The sequence below is a fragment of the Streptomyces sp. AMJ-169 genome (genome assembly GCF_055597585.1).
On record NZ_JBVLTJ010000002.1, the window covers coordinates 24,145 to 39,408 of the forward strand.

16 protein-coding genes are annotated in these 15,264 nt (G+C 69.6%); 7 read left to right on the forward strand and 9 right to left on the reverse strand.

Annotation, left to right across the window (positions count from 1 at the left end; all coding sequences use genetic code 11):
* Positions 1 to 22 precede the first annotated feature (22 nt).
* The 4 genes from ACYUD3_RS04700 (at position 23) to cseC (ending at position 3,415) form a co-directional block, all read left to right on the forward strand.
* Positions 23 to 565, forward strand: coding sequence for a SigE family RNA polymerase sigma factor (locus ACYUD3_RS04700; RefSeq protein WP_470966004.1), 543 nt, complete (start codon positions 23 to 25; stop codon positions 563 to 565).
* Positions 550 to 1,212, forward strand: a complete 663-nt coding sequence (locus tag ACYUD3_RS04705) for a hypothetical protein (RefSeq protein WP_470964057.1) — start codon at positions 550 to 552, stop codon at positions 1,210 to 1,212. The genes ACYUD3_RS04700 and ACYUD3_RS04705 overlap by 16 nt, the downstream gene beginning before the upstream one ends.
* Positions 1,213 to 1,364: 152 nt before the next feature.
* Complete coding sequence (gene cseB, locus ACYUD3_RS04710; RefSeq protein ID WP_470964060.1) at positions 1,365 to 2,066, forward strand: two-component system response regulator CseB; 702 nt, start codon at positions 1,365 to 1,367, stop codon at positions 2,064 to 2,066.
* Between the two features lie 20 nt (positions 2,067 to 2,086).
* The gene (cseC, locus tag ACYUD3_RS04715) at positions 2,087 to 3,415 is read left to right on the forward strand and encodes a two-component system sensor histidine kinase CseC (RefSeq protein ID WP_470964063.1); all 1,329 of its coding nucleotides are present in this window, start codon (positions 2,087 to 2,089) and stop codon (positions 3,413 to 3,415) included.
* 90 nt (positions 3,416 to 3,505) lie between these two features.
* Here the strand turns inward: cseC and ACYUD3_RS04720 are convergent, their stop codons facing one another.
* A complete protein-coding gene (locus ACYUD3_RS04720; RefSeq protein WP_470964066.1) occupies positions 3,506 to 5,176 on the reverse strand; it encodes an MDR family MFS transporter in 1,671 nt (556 codons plus the stop codon).
* A gap of 123 nt (positions 5,177 to 5,299) precedes the next feature.
* Between ACYUD3_RS04720 and ACYUD3_RS04725 the strand changes: the two genes are divergently transcribed.
* Entirely contained in the window at positions 5,300 to 5,896 is a 597-nt protein-coding gene (locus ACYUD3_RS04725; RefSeq protein ID WP_470964069.1) for a TetR/AcrR family transcriptional regulator, read from the forward strand.
* On the opposite strand, the gene ACYUD3_RS04730 is transcribed toward ACYUD3_RS04725, so the two are convergent.
* On the reverse strand, positions 5,886 to 6,428 hold the full coding sequence (locus ACYUD3_RS04730; RefSeq protein ID WP_470964072.1) for a M23 family metallopeptidase: 543 nt from the start codon (positions 6,426 to 6,428) through the stop codon (positions 5,886 to 5,888). The two genes, ACYUD3_RS04725 and ACYUD3_RS04730, sit on opposite strands and share 11 nt — an antisense overlap.
* Before the next feature lie 354 nt (positions 6,429 to 6,782).
* On the opposite strand from ACYUD3_RS04730, the gene ACYUD3_RS04735 reads away from it, so the two are divergent.
* Positions 6,783 to 7,412, forward strand: a complete 630-nt coding sequence (locus tag ACYUD3_RS04735; protein ID WP_470964075.1) for an HAD family acid phosphatase — start codon at positions 6,783 to 6,785, stop codon at positions 7,410 to 7,412.
* 110 nt (positions 7,413 to 7,522) lie between these two features.
* Here ACYUD3_RS04735 and ACYUD3_RS04740 read toward each other — a convergent pair whose 3' ends face one another.
* On the reverse strand, positions 7,523 to 10,048 hold the full coding sequence (locus tag ACYUD3_RS04740; RefSeq protein ID WP_470964078.1) for an ATP-dependent Clp protease ATP-binding subunit: 2,526 nt from the start codon (positions 10,046 to 10,048) through the stop codon (positions 7,523 to 7,525).
* Between the two features lie 459 nt (positions 10,049 to 10,507).
* Between ACYUD3_RS04740 and ACYUD3_RS04745 the strand changes: the two genes are divergently transcribed.
* Positions 10,508 to 11,104, forward strand: coding sequence for an SCO3374 family protein (locus ACYUD3_RS04745; protein WP_470964081.1), 597 nt, complete (start codon positions 10,508 to 10,510; stop codon positions 11,102 to 11,104).
* On the opposite strand, the gene ACYUD3_RS04750 is transcribed toward ACYUD3_RS04745, so the two are convergent.
* The 6 genes from ACYUD3_RS04750 to ACYUD3_RS04775 form a co-directional block, all read right to left on the reverse strand.
* Positions 11,083 to 11,418, reverse strand: a complete 336-nt coding sequence (locus tag ACYUD3_RS04750; RefSeq protein WP_470964085.1) for a histone-like nucleoid-structuring protein Lsr2 — start codon at positions 11,416 to 11,418, stop codon at positions 11,083 to 11,085. The two genes, ACYUD3_RS04745 and ACYUD3_RS04750, sit on opposite strands and share 22 nt — an antisense overlap.
* A 200-nt stretch (positions 11,419 to 11,618) precedes the next feature.
* Positions 11,619 to 12,167, reverse strand: a complete 549-nt coding sequence (locus ACYUD3_RS04755) for an amino-acid N-acetyltransferase (RefSeq protein WP_470964088.1) — start codon at positions 12,165 to 12,167, stop codon at positions 11,619 to 11,621.
* Positions 12,168 to 12,176: 9 nt separating this feature from the next.
* The gene (locus ACYUD3_RS04760; RefSeq protein WP_470966006.1) at positions 12,177 to 12,590 is read right to left on the reverse strand and encodes a BlaI/MecI/CopY family transcriptional regulator; all 414 of its coding nucleotides are present in this window, start codon (positions 12,588 to 12,590) and stop codon (positions 12,177 to 12,179) included.
* A 129-nt stretch (positions 12,591 to 12,719) separates the two neighbouring features.
* Complete coding sequence (locus ACYUD3_RS04765) at positions 12,720 to 12,899, reverse strand: hypothetical protein (RefSeq protein WP_470964091.1); 180 nt, start codon at positions 12,897 to 12,899, stop codon at positions 12,720 to 12,722.
* A 618-nt stretch (positions 12,900 to 13,517) separates the two neighbouring features.
* Positions 13,518 to 14,180 carry a hypothetical protein gene (locus ACYUD3_RS04770; RefSeq protein WP_470966009.1) on the reverse strand — a complete coding sequence of 221 codons (663 nt, stop codon included), beginning with the start codon at positions 14,178 to 14,180 and terminating at the stop codon, positions 13,518 to 13,520.
* 285 nt (positions 14,181 to 14,465) lie between these two features.
* A complete protein-coding gene (locus ACYUD3_RS04775; protein WP_470964094.1) occupies positions 14,466 to 15,263 on the reverse strand; it encodes a type III pantothenate kinase in 798 nt (265 codons plus the stop codon).
* Position 15,264: the final 1 nt, after the last annotated feature.

Below are 15,264 nucleotides of genomic sequence, written 5' to 3' on the forward strand. Positions count from 1 at the left end.
GGGGATTCGGAGGCGGTTGATCATGGCGCAGGGCGAGGTGCTCGCATTCGAGGAGTACGTCCGCACCCGGCAGGACGCGCTGCTGCGCAGTGCCCGCCGGCTGGTCCCGGACCCGGTCGACGCCCAGGACCTGCTCCAGACGGCGCTGGCGCGCACGTACGGCCGCTGGGAGGGCATCGCGGACAAGCGGCTCGCGGACGCCTACCTGCGCCGGGTCATGATCAACACCCGTACGGAGTGGTGGCGGGCGCGCAAGCTGGAGGAGGTCCCCACCGAGCAGCTCCCGGACGCCTCGGTCGACGACGCGACCGAACAGCACGCGGACCGCGCCCTGTTGATGGACGCCATGAAGGTGCTGGCTCCCAAGCAGCGCAGTGTCGTCGTCCTGCGACACTGGGAGCAGATGTCCACGGAAGAGACCGCCGCGGCCCTCGGTATGTCGGCCGGGACGGTCAAGAGCACGCTGCACCGGGCGCTCGCCCGGCTCCGCGAGGAGCTGGAGGCCCGCGATCTGGACGCACGCGCGCTGGAGCGTGAGGAGCGGGAGCGTTGCGCGGCAGCCTGACCCAGGCTGGGCAAGACCCGGACGGGGGGACCTACCAGGCGGCGATCACGGGGGTGGCCGTGCTCGCCGCCCTCGCCCTGTGCGCCTCCGCCTGCGGCACCGGCGGCACCGGCGCGCGTGACGAGGGCCCGGCGCACGCGCAGGCCGTCGCCAGCGCCACCCCGTCGGACCGCGGTCTGCCGTCCGTCGACGCCACCGAGGGCGAGAAGGTCGACGCCGTCCGGCTGGTCAAGGACGACCCCGAGGTGGCCACCGAGGTCAAGCACGAGCTGAAGCCCTGCGTGGCCGACGAGTACCCGGTCGACGTCTCCTACGGCAACCTCACCGGCGGCAGCGCCAACGACATCGTGGTGAACGTCCTGACCTGCTCCGACACGGTCGGCATCGGCGCGTACGTCTACCGGCTGGAGAACGGCCGCTACGAGAACGTCTTCAAGGCCGAGGAACCGCCGGTGTACGCCGAGATAGACCGCGGCTACCTCGTCGTGACGAAACAGGTGTACGCGAAGGACGACACGGTCGCCAACCCGTCCGGCGAGACCGTGATCACGTACTTGTGGACCTCGGGCGCCTTCGCCCGGAAGTTCAGCACCCACACCGAGTACGGCAGCACCGGCAGCGAGCCGACGGCGGCGCCCGCAGGCTGACGTCTCGACCGAACGGTCTCTGACCAGCCAGAATCGGGGTGCGGGAAAAAAAGTCCGGCGGTGTGAACCGATCGGGCGGCCCGGACCGATGTACGGGTGAAGGGCATCGCCCACCTGTACGACCAACGCCTACGAGGACTGAGAGCATCCGGATGGCAGATCAGACACACGTGCTGTTCGTCGAGGACGACGACGTCATCCGCGAAGCCACCCAGCTGGCTCTGGAGCGGGACGGCTTCGCGGTCACCGCCATGCCCGACGGCCTGTCGGGCCTGGACGCCTTCCGGGCGAACCGCCCCGACATCGCGCTGCTGGACGTGATGGTGCCCGGCCTGGACGGCGTGAGCCTGTGCCGCCGTATCCGTGACGAGTCGACCGTCCCCGTGATCATGCTCTCGGCCCGCGCCGACTCCATCGACGTGGTCCTGGGCCTGGAGGCCGGCGCGGACGACTATGTGACGAAGCCGTTCGACGGTGCGGTCCTCGTCGCCCGGATCCGCGCGGTGCTGCGCCGCTTCGGACACGCGGGCGGGGGCGAGCGCGGCGAGCCGGAGGCGGCGGCCGGCGGCGGCGTGCTGACCTTCGGCGACCTGGAGATCGACACCGAGGGCATGGAGGTCCACAAGGCGGGCCGCCCGGTGGCGCTGACACCGACGGAGATGCGCCTGCTCCTCGAGTTCTCGTCCGCGCCGGGGACGGTGCTCTCGCGCGACAAGCTGCTGGAGCGGGTCTGGGACTACGGCTGGGGCGGGGACACGCGGGTCGTGGACGTCCATGTGCAGCGGTTGCGAACGAAGATCGGCCAGGACCGGATCGAGACGGTCCGCGGCTTCGGCTACAAGCTGAAGGCCTGAGCGGGGCAGGGGTGCGGGGGATGAAGCGGGTGCGGACGCTGTGGGTGCGCGCGGAGATCCGTACGGGTCTGCGGTGGAAGCTGGCCTCGGCGATCGCCCTGGTCGGGGCGCTGGTCGCGGTCGTGCTGAGCCTGGTCGTGCACAACGCGGCGCGGGTGTCGATGCTGGACAACGCGCGGGATCTGGCCGACGAGCGGGTGCAGATCGCCCAGCGCAACTATGAGCTGTCCGGCCGCCCGAACTTCCCCGGTATCAAGATCGACGATCCGCAGCTGCCGGCGGAGCTGCGGCGCAAGGTCGACGAGGGCCGCAGGGCCACGTTCGTCTCCGACCGCAGGGGCGGGGTGCCCGACATCTGGGCGGCCGTCCCCGTCAAGGACGGGACCGTCCTGTCGCTGCACACCAACTTCACCGACCGCAGCACGGACATCCTCAAGGACCTCGACCAGGCCCTGATCATCGGCTCCATCGCGGTCGTCCTCGGCGGCAGCGCGCTCGGGGTCCTGATCGGCGGCCAGTTCTCCCGCCGGCTGCGCAAGGCCGCCGCCGCCGCGCATCAGGTCGCCGGCGGCGAGACGGACGTCCGGGTGCGGGACGCGATCGGCGGGGTCGTGCGGGACGAGACGGACGATCTGGCCAGCGCCGTCGACGCCATGGCCGACGCGCTCCAGCAGCGGCTGGAGGCCGAGCGCCGGGTGACCGCCGACATCGCGCACGAGCTGCGCACCCCGGTGACCGGTCTGCTCACCGCCGCCGAGCTGCTGCCGCCCGGCCGGCCCACGGAGCTGGTCCTGGACCGGGCGAAGGCGATGCGCACGCTGGTGGAGGACGTCCTGGAGGTGGCCCGCCTCGACAGCGCCTCCGAGCGGGCCGAGCTGATGGACATCATGCTGGGTGACTTCGTCGCCCGCCGGGTCGCCGCCAAGGACCCCGAGGTCAAGGTGAGAGTGGTCCACAACGCGGAGGTCACCACCGACCCGCGCCGCCTGGAGCGCGTCCTGTTCAACCTCCTGGCCAACGCCGCGCGGCACGGCAAGCCGCCCGTCGAGGTCACCGTCGAGGGCCGCGTCATCCGCGTCCGCGACCATGGCCGGGGCTTCCCCGAGGACCTCCTCGCGGAGGGCCCCAGCCGCTTCCGCACCGGCAGCACCGACCGCGCGGGCCATGGCCACGGACTGGGCCTCACCATCGCCGCCGGCCAGTCCCGGGTCCTGGGCGCCCGCCTGACCTTCCGCAACGTCCGCCCCCCGGGCGCCCCCGCCCACATACCCGCGGAGGGCGCGGTGGCGGTCCTGTGGCTGCCCGAACACGCACCGACCAATACGGGGAGCTACCCGATGCTGCCGTAGCGGGCATGGCGAAGGCCCCCGGGGCGGACACCTGCCGGGGGCCTTCGGCTCGCAGCCGGAGCGGTCGGTCGTCACCGCTCCGGCGTCACCTCATACGGACTCGGTGACCGTCTTCTTCGCGGCGGGTGTACCGGCGGCGGGCGTACCGGCGGCCGACGCCGAGTCACCCTCAGGAGCACCAGCCCCCTCCGAAGCACCGGCCGCCTCCACGGGCTCCGGCTTCGCGCCGGCCCCCCTCAGCGGCACCTCCTTCACGAACACCGAGGCGATCAGCACGACCACCGCGACGACAGCTCCGAGGAGGAACGAGGCATGGATACCGTCGGTCACCGCGTACTGGTACGCCTCCCGCGCCGCCGCGGGCAGCTTCGCCAGGCTCGCGGCGTCCAGCTGCGCCGACTGCTCGGTGACCTTCGAGCCGAGGGCGCCGGCCCGCTGGGCCATGGCGTCCTGGACGTGGCTGTTGAAGAGCGCGCCCATGATGGCGACGCCGAAGGAGGAGCCGAGGGTGCGGAAGAGGGTCGCCGAGGAGGAGGCGACGCCGATGTCCTTCATCTCGACGCTGTTCTGCGCGACCAGCATCGTGATCTGCATGAGGCAGCCCATGCCGAGCCCGACGACGGCCATGTAGACCCCGGAGGTGAACCGCGAGGTGCCGGTGCCCATCGTCGACAGCAGGTACAGCCCGACGATCATCAGCAGTCCGCCCACGACGGGGAAGACCTTGTAGTGCCCGGTGTTGGTGGTGATCCGCCCGGCGATCATCGAGGTCACGAGCATCGCGCCCAGCATCGGCAGGAGCAGCAGCCCGGAGTTGGTCGCGGACGCGCCCTGCACGGACTGCTGGTACAGCGGCAGGAAGAGGGTCGCGCCGAACATCACGAAGCCGGTGACGAAGCCGATGACGGACATCAGCGTGAAGTTGCGGCTGCGGAAGATGTGCAGCGGCAGGATCGGCTCGGCGGCCCTGGTCTGCCAGAACACGAACCCGACCAGCGAGGCGACGCCGATCGCGATCAGCTCCATGATCCGCGCGGACGTCCAGTCGTACTCGGTACCGCCCCAGGTGGTGACGAGGACGATCGAGGTGATGCCGACGGTGAGCAGCGCGGCGCCGAGATAGTCGATGCGGGCCGAGGACCGCTTCTTCGGCAGGTGGAGCACGACACTGATCAGGCCGAGGGCGACGACGCCCAGCGGCAGGTTGATGTAGAAGGCCCAGCGCCAGCCCCAGTGGTCGGTGATCGTGCCGCCGACCAGCGGTCCGCCGATCATCGCGAGCGCCATGACGCCCGCCATCATGCCCTGGTACTTGCCGCGCTCCCGGGGCGGTATGAGATCGCCGATGATCGCCATGACGCCGACCATCAGACCACCGGCCCCGAGCCCCTGAACGGCACGGAAGGCGATCAGCTGCCCCATGTCCTGGGCCATGCCGCTGAGCGCGGACCCGATCAGGAAGATCACGATCGAGGTCATGAAGGTGGCCTTGCGGCCGTACATGTCACCGAGCTTGCCCCAGATCGGGGTCGCCGCGGCCGTCGCGAGCGTGTACGCGGTGACGACCCACGACAGATGCGCGAGACCGCCGAGATCGCCGACGATCGTCGGCATCGCCGTGCCCACGATCATGTTGTCCAGCATCGCGAGCATCATCGTGATCATCAGCGCCAGCAGGACGACGCGTATGCTCCGCGGCTGTTTCCCCTCGGGTACCACTTGGCCCCCGTTCACCTCTTCGACACCCTGTGTGTCCGCCATCTTTTCCACTCCCCCAGGACGGGCCACTTACTTGCCGCCCGGCTAGTTGACTACACTCGGGAACGTAGCCCGGCAACTAGCCGGGCGTCAAGTAAGTTTTCAAGGAGTGCGAGGAGTACGAAAATGGGCGTCACCATGGACGGCACCAAGCAGCAGCGTCGCGGCAACACCCGCCAGCGCATCCAGGACGTCGCGCTCGAACTCTTCGCCGAGCAGGGCTACGAGAAGACGTCGCTCCGCGAGATCGCCGAGCGTCTCGACGTCACCAAAGCGGCCCTGTACTACCACTTCAAGACCAAGGAAGAGATCATCGTCAGCATCTTCGAGGATCTGACGAAGCCGATCGAGGACCTGATCGACTGGGGCACCGGGCAGCCGCACACCCTGGAGACCAAGCGGGAGATCCTGCGGCGCTACAGCGACATCCTGGCCGGCGCCGCCCCCCTGTTCCGCTTCATGCAGGAGAACCAGGCGACCGTCCGCGAGCTCCAGATCGGCGACTCCTTCAAGGACCGCATGCGCGGGATGCGCCGCCTCTTCCTCGACCCCGACGCCGCGCTGACCGACCAGGTCCGCTGCGTGAGCGCGATGTTCACGCTGCACGCCGGGATGTTCCTGCTCCAGGACCTCGACGGCGACCCCGAGGACAAGCGGGCAGCCGTCCTCGAAGTCGCCGTCGATCTGATCACCCAGGCCCACCAGGGCTCGCTCAGACAGTGACGCCCTTGCCGCGCAGGAAGGTCACGGGGTTGACCGCCGAGCCGTAGTTCGGCGTCGTACGGATCTCGAAGTGCAGGTGGGGGCCGGTGGAGTTGCCGGTCGAGCCGGAGAGGCCGATGCGCTGGCCGGTGCCGACGCTCTGGCCGACCCTGACGTCGATGCGCGAGAGGTGGGCGTACTGCGAGTAGACGCCGTCGGCGTGCTTGACCACGATGGCGTTGCCGTACGCGGACCCGTCCCCGGCGCCGCCGGAGCCGGCCTTGACGACCGTGCCCGCGTGCGCGGCGACGACGTTCGTCCCCGTCGGCACGGCGAAGTCCTGGCCGCTGTGCTTGGCGGACCACAGGTTGCCGGACTGCGCGAAGCTCGCGGAGAGCGTGTACGTCTTCACCGGGTCGACCCAGGCGGGGGTCGCGGCCGACGCCACTCCGCCGCCCAGCGCGACCGCGGCACCGACAGCGGTGGCACCGACGGCCACGCGGAGGCGGAGCGCGGACTTGCGGGCGGAGCGGGACGTGGCGCGGGAGAACATGCGTACCTCGGGAGGTCGGGGACAGAAAGACCACCCGGGCGAACAGCCGTCGCCGGGTGGACTCTCCCTTGGTAACCCCGAGCCCCCCGAAGCCCCAAAAGTGTGATCTACGACGGACGCTAGTACGTCGCCATAAACCACCCCGATCCGGACAGACAGCTGGTTCAAAGGATCTACTAAGCTCGTTAGTATGTGACCTGGAACCCGTGCCGCACCTCACTGGCCGGGCGCAGCAGTGTGATGCGCGTCTCGGCATCCCACTACCGTCCGGTAACCCTCTGGTTCCCCTCAAGCCACTCCCACCCACGAGCATGCCCACGACCGGCAGTGCTCGGAAGCGAGAGGACCCCCCCCATGACCACAGGCACCTGGACGCGCCGCATAGGTATGACGGTCGTCGCCACGACCGCCCTGACGGCCCTGGCCGTCCCGGCCGGCGCCCAGGCCGCTACGGCCACGACCACCTCGGCCTCCGCCACCGCCGCGGCGAAGGTCGACTACGCGACCTGGCAGCAGGACTGCCAGACCGTGATGGACCAGGCGCTGCCCTACCTGGAGGACCGGATCGCCGCCGGCAAGCCCGGCGAGAAGCAGGCGATCGTCTTCGACATCGACAACACCACGCTGGAGACCGACTTCGGCTTCAGCTTCCCCCAGCCGGCCAACAAGCCGGTCCTGAACGTCGCCAAGTACGCGCAGACCCACGGCGTCTCGCTGTTCTTCGTCACCGCGCGCCCCGGCATCATCAAGGCCGTCACCGACTACAACCTGAAGCACGTCGGCTACCAGGTCTCCGGGCTCTACGTCCGCGGCCTGAGCGACCTCTTCAAGGACGTCGCCGCCTACAAGACCGCCCAGCGCGTCGACATCGAGAACAAGGGCTACACGATCATCGCCAACATCGGCAACAGCGCCACCGACCTGTCGGGCGGCCACGCCGAGAAGACGTTCAAGCTGCCCGACTACGACGGCCAGCTGTCGTAGCTCTCCTCGGGAACAAGCCTTTCGCGTACGACGGAGAGGGGCCGGTGCTTCGACAGCACCGGCCCCTCTTCGTGCGGGCGCGCACCCTGGAAGCGCGCGCCCCTTGAGGCTTACGCCTCCTTGCTCAGGTTCGGCCCGGCACCGCCGGCCGCCTGCTCGATCGGCGGGACGTCGGGCAGCGCCGACTTCTCCTCACCCCGGAAGGTGAAGGTGGCGGTGTCGCCCTCGCCCTCGGTGTCCACGACCACGATGTGACCGGGGCGCAGCTCGCCGAAGAGGATCTTCTCCGAGAGCGTGTCCTCGATCTCGCGCTGGATCGTCCGGCGCAGCGGCCGGGCGCCCAGGACGGGGTCGTAACCCTTCTTGGACAGCAGTTCCTTGGCGGACTGGGAGAGCTCGAGGCCCATGTCCCGGTCCTTCAGGCGCTCGTCGACCTTGCCGATCATCAGGTCGACGATCCGCAGGATGTCCTCCTGCGTGAGCTGCGGGAAGACGACGACGTCGTCGACACGGTTGAGGAACTCGGGGCGGAAGTGCTGCTTGAGCTCGTCCGACACCTTGTTCTTCATGCGCTCGTAGTTGGTCTTCGAGTCGCCCGAGGCCGCGAAGCCCAGGTTGAAGCCCTTGGAGATGTCCCGGGTGCCGAGGTTGGTCGTCATGATGATGACCGTGTTCTTGAAGTCCACGACCCGGCCCTGGGAGTCGGTCAGGCGACCGTCCTCCAGGATCTGCAACAGGGAGTTGAAGATGTCCGGGTGGGCCTTCTCCACCTCGTCGAAGAGGACGACGGAGAACGGCTTGCGGCGCACCTTCTCGGTGAGCTGGCCGCCCTCCTCGTACCCGACGTAGCCGGGGGGCGAGCCGAAGAGCCGCGAGACCGTGTGCTTCTCGCTGAATTCCGACATGTCGAGGGAGATCAGGGCGTCCTCGTCGCCGAAGAGGAACTCGGCGAGCGCCTTGGACAGCTCGGTCTTACCGACACCGGACGGGCCGGCGAAGATGAACGAACCACCGGGACGCTTGGGGTCCTTGAGGCCGGCGCGGGTGCGGCGGATCGCCTTGGACAGCGCCTTGACGGCGTCGACCTGGCCGATGACCCGCTTGTGCAGCTCGTCCTCCATGCGCAGGAGGCGGCTGGACTCCTCCTCGGTGAGCTTGAAGACCGGGATGCCCGTCGCGGTGGCGAGGACCTCGGCGATCAGCTCGCCGTCGACCTCGGCGACGACGTCCATGTCGCCGGCCTTCCACTCCTTCTCCCGCTTGGCCTTCGCGGCGAGGAGCTGCTTCTCCTTGTCGCGCAGGGAGGCGGCCTTCTCGAAGTCCTGCGAGTCGATCGCGGACTCCTTGTCGCGGCGCACGCCGGCGATCTTCTCGTCGAACTCGCGCAGGTCCGGCGGCGCGGTCATCCGGCGGATGCGCATCCGGGAGCCGGCCTCGTCGATCAGGTCGATCGCCTTGTCCGGGAGGAAGCGGTCCGAGATGTAGCGGTCGGCCAGGGTGGCGGCCTGGACGAGGGCCTCGTCGGTGATGGAGACGCGGTGGTGGGCCTCGTAGCGGTCGCGCAGACCCTTGAGGATCTCGATGGTGTGCGGCAGCGAGGGCTCGGCGACCTGGATCGGCTGGAAGCGGCGCTCCAGCGCGGCGTCCTTCTCCAGGTGCTTGCGGTACTCGTCGAGCGTGGTGGCACCGATGGTCTGGAGCTCACCGCGGGCCAGCATCGGCTTGAGGATCGAGGCGGCGTCGATCGCGCCCTCGGCGGCGCCCGCACCAACCAGCGTGTGCAGCTCGTCGATGAACAGGATGATGTCGCCGCGGGTGCGGATCTCCTTGAGGACCTTCTTCAGGCGCTCCTCGAAGTCACCGCGGTAACGGGAGCCGGCGACCAGCGCGCCGAGGTCCAGAGTGTAGAGGTGCTTGTCCTTGAGGGTCTCGGGCACCTCGCCCTTGACGATGGCCTGCGCGAGGCCCTCGACGACCGCCGTCTTGCCGACGCCGGGCTCGCCGATGAGCACCGGGTTGTTCTTGGTGCGGCGGGACAGCACCTGCATGACCCGCTCGATCTCCTTCTCGCGCCCGATGACCGGGTCGAGCTTGGACTCGCGGGCGGCCTGCGTCAGGTTGCGGCCGAACTGGTCGAGGACCAGGGACGTCGAGGGGGTGCCCTCGGCAGGTCCGCCGGCGGTGGCGGTCTCCTTGCCCTGGTAACCGGAGAGCAGCTGGATGACCTGCTGCCGCACCCGGTTGAGGTCTGCGCCCAGCTTGACCAGGACCTGGGCGGCGACGCCCTCGCCCTCGCGGATCAGGCCGAGCAGGATGTGCTCCGTGCCGATGTAGTTGTGGCCCAGCTGAAGGGCCTCGCGGAGCGACAGCTCCAGGACCTTCTTGGCACGGGGGGTGAAGGGGATGTGCCCGGACGGAGCCTGCTGGCCCTGCCCGATGATCTCCTCCACCTGCTGACGGACCGCCTCAAGCGAAATGCCGAGGCTCTCCAGGGCCTTTGCGGCGACACCCTCACCCTCGTGGATCAGGCCCAGGAGGATGTGCTCGGTGCCGATGTAGTTGTGGTTGAGCATCCGGGCTTCTTCCTGAGCCAGGACGACAACCCGCCGCGCGCGGTCGGTGAACCTCTCGAACATCGTTAATCGCTCCTCAGAGCGGTCAGGCAATGAGGGGACGCTCCCCTCGCTGTCCTTCCGCAGCTTAGTCCCGCAAGCGGGGACCGCTCATTCCAACTGCCGACACCGTCCGGATCACCTCCGCGAATGCGGAGACCAGTAGCAGCCTCCTGACCCCGAACGCCGACATCTGCTCCAACCTGATGGTGCGAGACGATGTTCCCGCAGGCCAGGCAGTTACCCCAGTCGCCAGTACGCCGATGGCGAACGCGGGACCGCTCTGTCTGCGCGTCGCCCCCTCCCACTAGGGATGTCTTACCCGTCGAGGCTGACAGTCCATGCCGCACGCACCGAGTCCCTCCGCTACGGGCGAACAACCTTGCGCCGCCCGCCACGGCCGCACGCCCCCTCTTCCCGCACACCGCGCAGCCGCCTGAGCACCCAGCGTAACTCTCGGCCTCTTCCGGCGGTTGGCCGGTCATGGTTGGCATCCCGCCCCCGGCCGTCCCCGCCGTCACTGCTGCTTCCACGGTCCCTCTCCCCCGTCGGCCCCTCGATCCGGTCCGCGATCTGCGCGGTTGGTACGAGAACGAACTGCGCTGGCCGACCGTGCCCGGTTCCCCGGTACGACTTTTCACGGGCCGCCGCTTCGACGTCCTGGACGTGCCGGCGGAGGCGGGCCGGGCCGCGCTCGGCAGGACGGGCCCCCTCGCTCCGGTGGCCCTGTGCGGCGGGCGGATGCGGCTGCTGGTGGCGGCGGGGAGCGCGGAGGAGCTGCCGGGCGTCCTGGAGTGGCTGGAGTGGGGCGCGCTGACGCTCGACATCACGGCGTTCGGGGCGGGCGGGAGCATCGAGGCTCCGGAGCGGCCGGGAACGGCGGAAACGGTGCAGGGGGCCGCTGTGTGGCTGCGGCCCCCCGTCTCGGGTCGCGAGGTCGAGGCCTCGCTGCCGACGGTGTCGGCGCTGGGGGGCGGGAAGGGCGCCCCCGATCTCGTAAGGCTCGTGGACACGCTGGCGACGCACTGTCATCGTGTCCGGCTGCGGCGTGCCTGGCTTCAGCCGTTGGCCTTCTCGTAGGCCTCGCGGATGGTCGCGGGGACGCGGCCACGGTCGTTGACCTCGAAACCGTTCTCCTTCGCCCACGCGCGGATCTGAGCGGTGTCCTGGTTGCCGCCCGCGGCCACGGCACGGCCCTTGGCCCGCCCGGCGGCGCGGCCACCGGTGCGCCGGCCGCCCTTCAAGTAGGGCTCGAGGAGGCCGCGCAGCTTGTCGGCGTTGGCCGTCGTGAGATCGATCTCGAACGTCTTGCCGTCCAGCGCGAACGTCACGGTCTCGTCGGCCTCGCCGCCGTCGAGGTCGTCGACAAGAAGGACCTGAACCTTCTGTGCCACCGGATTTCCTTTCATCGATAACGAGTGGGCCGACAGTCCTCGGCGTCCGCCGTTTCGCCGCCCCTTGTTATATGAACTACGCAGTACGTCGGAAAGCAAACCGCTTTTGCCGGGAAAACACAAACCCCTGGGAGAGACTGACTGCCCGCACCGTCCGGAAACGTGCGCGTTTCGGACATAGACACCTTGGGCAAGGTCGATCACAGATGCAGAAGCATCCGACTGTTGCCCAAGGTGTTCGGTTTCACTCGTTCGAGTCCGAGGAACTCGGCGACCCCCTCGTCATAGGAACGCAGCAGCTCCGCGTACACATCGGTGTCCACGGGCGTCTCACCGATCTCCACGAAGCCGTGCTTGCCGAAGAAGTCCACTTCGAAGGTCAGGCAGAAAACTCGGCGAACACCGAGCCAACGTGCTGTGTGCAGCAACTTCTCCAGCAACAGATGGCCGACACCGGAGCCCTTCAAGCCGGGCTTGACCGCGAGAGTGCGGACTTCCGCGAGGTCTTCCCACATGACGTGCAGCGCGCCGACGCCGACCACCTCGGCGTTGTCGTCCCGTTCCGCCACCCAGAACTCCTGGATGTCCTCGTAAAGCGTCACTGTCGCTTTGTCGAGCAGGATGCGGTCGCGGGCGTAGGCGTCAAGGAGTCGGCGTACGGCGGGGACATCGCTGGTCCGGGCGCGTCGGACGGTGATGGCTTTAGCGGGGAGTTCGGGCATCTCCGCGGAGGGACTCTGCGCTGACATGAGCGGACGCTATCGCCCGGGGGAGTCCGCCGCCGACCCGGGGTTCTCGTTCTCCGCGCGCGGAGCGGGGGTTTCCGGCCCCTGGATCATGCGGACGGCATCTCGCAGGGCCGCGCGCTGTTCCTCGCTCATCATGCCGAAGAAGGCGACCAGAGCGGCGGCCGGGTTGTCGCTCTGGCTCCAGGCGTCGTTCATCAGGGCCGCCGCGTAGGCCGCGCGCGTGGAGACGGCCTCATATCGATAGGCCCGCCCTTCGGACTCCCGGCGCACCCAGCCCTTCTGATGGAGATTGTCCAAAACGGTCATCACCGTCGTGTAGGCGATGGACCGTTCCTGCTGAAGGTCTTCGAGGACTTCCCGAACGGTCACCGGGCGGTTCCACTTCCACACCCGCGTCATGACCGCGTCTTCGAGTTCTCCCAATGGGCGAGGCACAGCTGAACAATAGTGGGAGATCCGCCCAATGACGTGCGGAACGTGCGCCTCACCTTACAAAGGTGAACAAAAAGGGCGCCGCGGGGTCGGGGGCGTTCACCCCGGGGCGCGCCTTCGTCAGCTCTCGGTCGGCGCGGAGTTCTGGCGGGCGCTCTCCGCGCGCGCGAGGGCGGCGTCGACGGCCGCGTCCTCCTTGGCCTTGTTGGCGCCGCCCTGGGTCTTCACGATCACCCGGATCAGCCCGATGAAGAAGACCGCCATGACGATGGGCGGGACGAGCGCGGAGACATAGTCCATGCGTCCAGGGTAGCCACGCGGAAACCGGACATCCGGGCGGGGTCGGGGTAGGGGGCGGCCCCCTAAGGCGCAACGCGTCGCGCCTCGGAGCGCAACACGTTGCGTGATTAAGCAGCGACAGCGACCGGAATGGCAGGTCACGGGGGAACCGTGGCCGTAAATCGGAGGCCTGTAAATCGCGTGATCCGCCGAATCGGGCCCCGGAGAAGGCGGTGACCGGAAAATCGCCCGTCCCCCGACTTCGTGCGAACGTCCGAATGCATAGCGGCCGGCCGAACTCCTGACCGATTCAAGCCGACGGCACCATGACCGGACCCCTGTACCCCCCAGGAAGGAACCCCTACTCCGTCCCGGCCGGCGATCACACCGTCACCGCGGCCGGAAGCAACTCACAGCAAGGGGAAGATCTCGTACGGTAAACCGCGGGAAGGCGGGCTCCCTAGTGCGGTGGGGCGGGAAGTCGCCTTATGGCGAGAAAACCGTGCTTCTGCCGACGGCCGGCACGGACTCGCAAAGACGCGGGCCCCAAAGGTTCGCGGAGCTCCTGCCGTGCGGCAGAAGCCCCGTCGTCAAGGGCCGCAACCCCTTACCGGGAAGCGAACCCCTATTGCGGTCCGTTCAGCCCGCCGCCAGTCGTTCCTGGGGGTCGGCCGGGGGCGGGGTGGGTTTGCGGCGGGGGAAGACCTCGCCCGGGGTGGGGATCGGACGGCGAGGGGGCTGCTCGGGCGCCGGCGGGGTCTCCGCGGGGGGCGCCGGCGGGCGCTTCTCCGGGGGCTTGGGGGTCTCCGGGGCCGGGGCGTCCAGGCTGCCGCCCGGGGAGAGCCCGCCGGGGAGGGCCAGGAGGCGGGTGCGGGAGGGCGGGACGGCGGCGGTGGGCATGAGGGGCGCGGGGACGGCGTGCCGGGTGGTCCGGCGGGCCAGGCGGGCGCGGACGTCCTGTTCGGCGAGCCCCTGGCAGCGCGTCAGGAGGGTCGCCGCCAGCGGGTTGCCCCGCAGGGCGCGCAGGGCGGCGAGGTCGTCGGGCTCGGGACGGTATCCGGCGCCGAGCACCTCCTCCAGGAGCGTCAGATAGCCGGCGGCCGTGCCGGGCAGAGCGGCGCGGTACCGGGCGAGGTCGGCCACCAGGAAGGCCCGCAGCCGGGCCGCCTCCCGCACCGCCTCGTCGAGGGACGTGGCGAGGCGATGACAGTCCTGGATGTCCTCGGCCGAGGCGGGACCGGGGTGGAGGGCGAGGGCGAGAGCGCGGCGGAGCACACGCAGCTCCTCCGCACCGAACGCCATGCCGCCGCGAGATCCGTATGGCGTGGGCATGCGGCGACAGTACGCGCTAATCAGACAAATTCGACATAGGGGGCGGGCGTGGCGCCGAGCTTTCTGTCCGGGGGCGGGCGGGGGCGCCGGATCTGTACGACGCCGTCGGGCGCGGGGCCGGGGCCCCGCGCCCGGCTGAGAGCGCCGTGAGCGGCCCGCCAGCCGCCCTCAGAGGCGCCCGGACGGAACCAGGGCCCCGGAATCCCTCCCGGCCGGCCCCGGCCCGCTCACGGCGCTCTCAGCCCCGCCGCCCCGCTACAGCCGCGACACGTTCCGCTCGTACACCAGCCGCAGCCCGATCAGCGTCAGCCACGGCTCGTGCTCGTCGATCACCGAGGCCTCGCCCAGCACCATCGGCGCGAGCCCTCCGGTCGCGATGACGGTGACGTCGTCGGGGTCGGAGGCGAGTTCGCGGGTCATGCGCTGGACGACGCCGTCGACCTGGCCCGCGAAGCCGTAGACGATGCCGGACTGCATGGCCTCGACGGTGTTCTTGCCGATGACGCTGCGCGGGCGGGCCACCTCGATCTTGCGGAGCTGGGCACCCTTCACTCCCAGGGCCTCGACGGAGATCTCGATGCCGGGGGCGATGACGCCGCCGACGTACTCCCCGCGCGCGGAGACCGCGTCGAAGGTGGTCGCGGTGCCGAAGTCGACGACGACCGCGGGGCCGCCGTACAGCTCCACGGCGGCGACCGCGTTGATGATGCGGTCGGCGCCGACCTCCTTGGGGTTGTCGGTGAGGATCGGGACGCCCGTCTTGACGCCCGGTTCGACCAGGACGGCCGGGACGTCGCCGTAGTAGCGGCGGGTGACCTCGCGCAGTTCGTGCAGCACCGAGGGGACGGTCGCGCAGATGGCGATGCCGTCGATGCCGTCGCCCAGCTCCTCGCCCAGCAGGGGGTGCATGCCCATGAGGCCGTTGAGGAGGACCGCCAGCTCGTCGGCCGTGCGGCGGGCGTCGGTGGAGATGCGCCAGTGCTCGACGATGTCCTCGCCGTCGAACAGGCCGAGGGTGGTGTGCGTGTTGCCGACGTCGATCGTCAGAAGCATC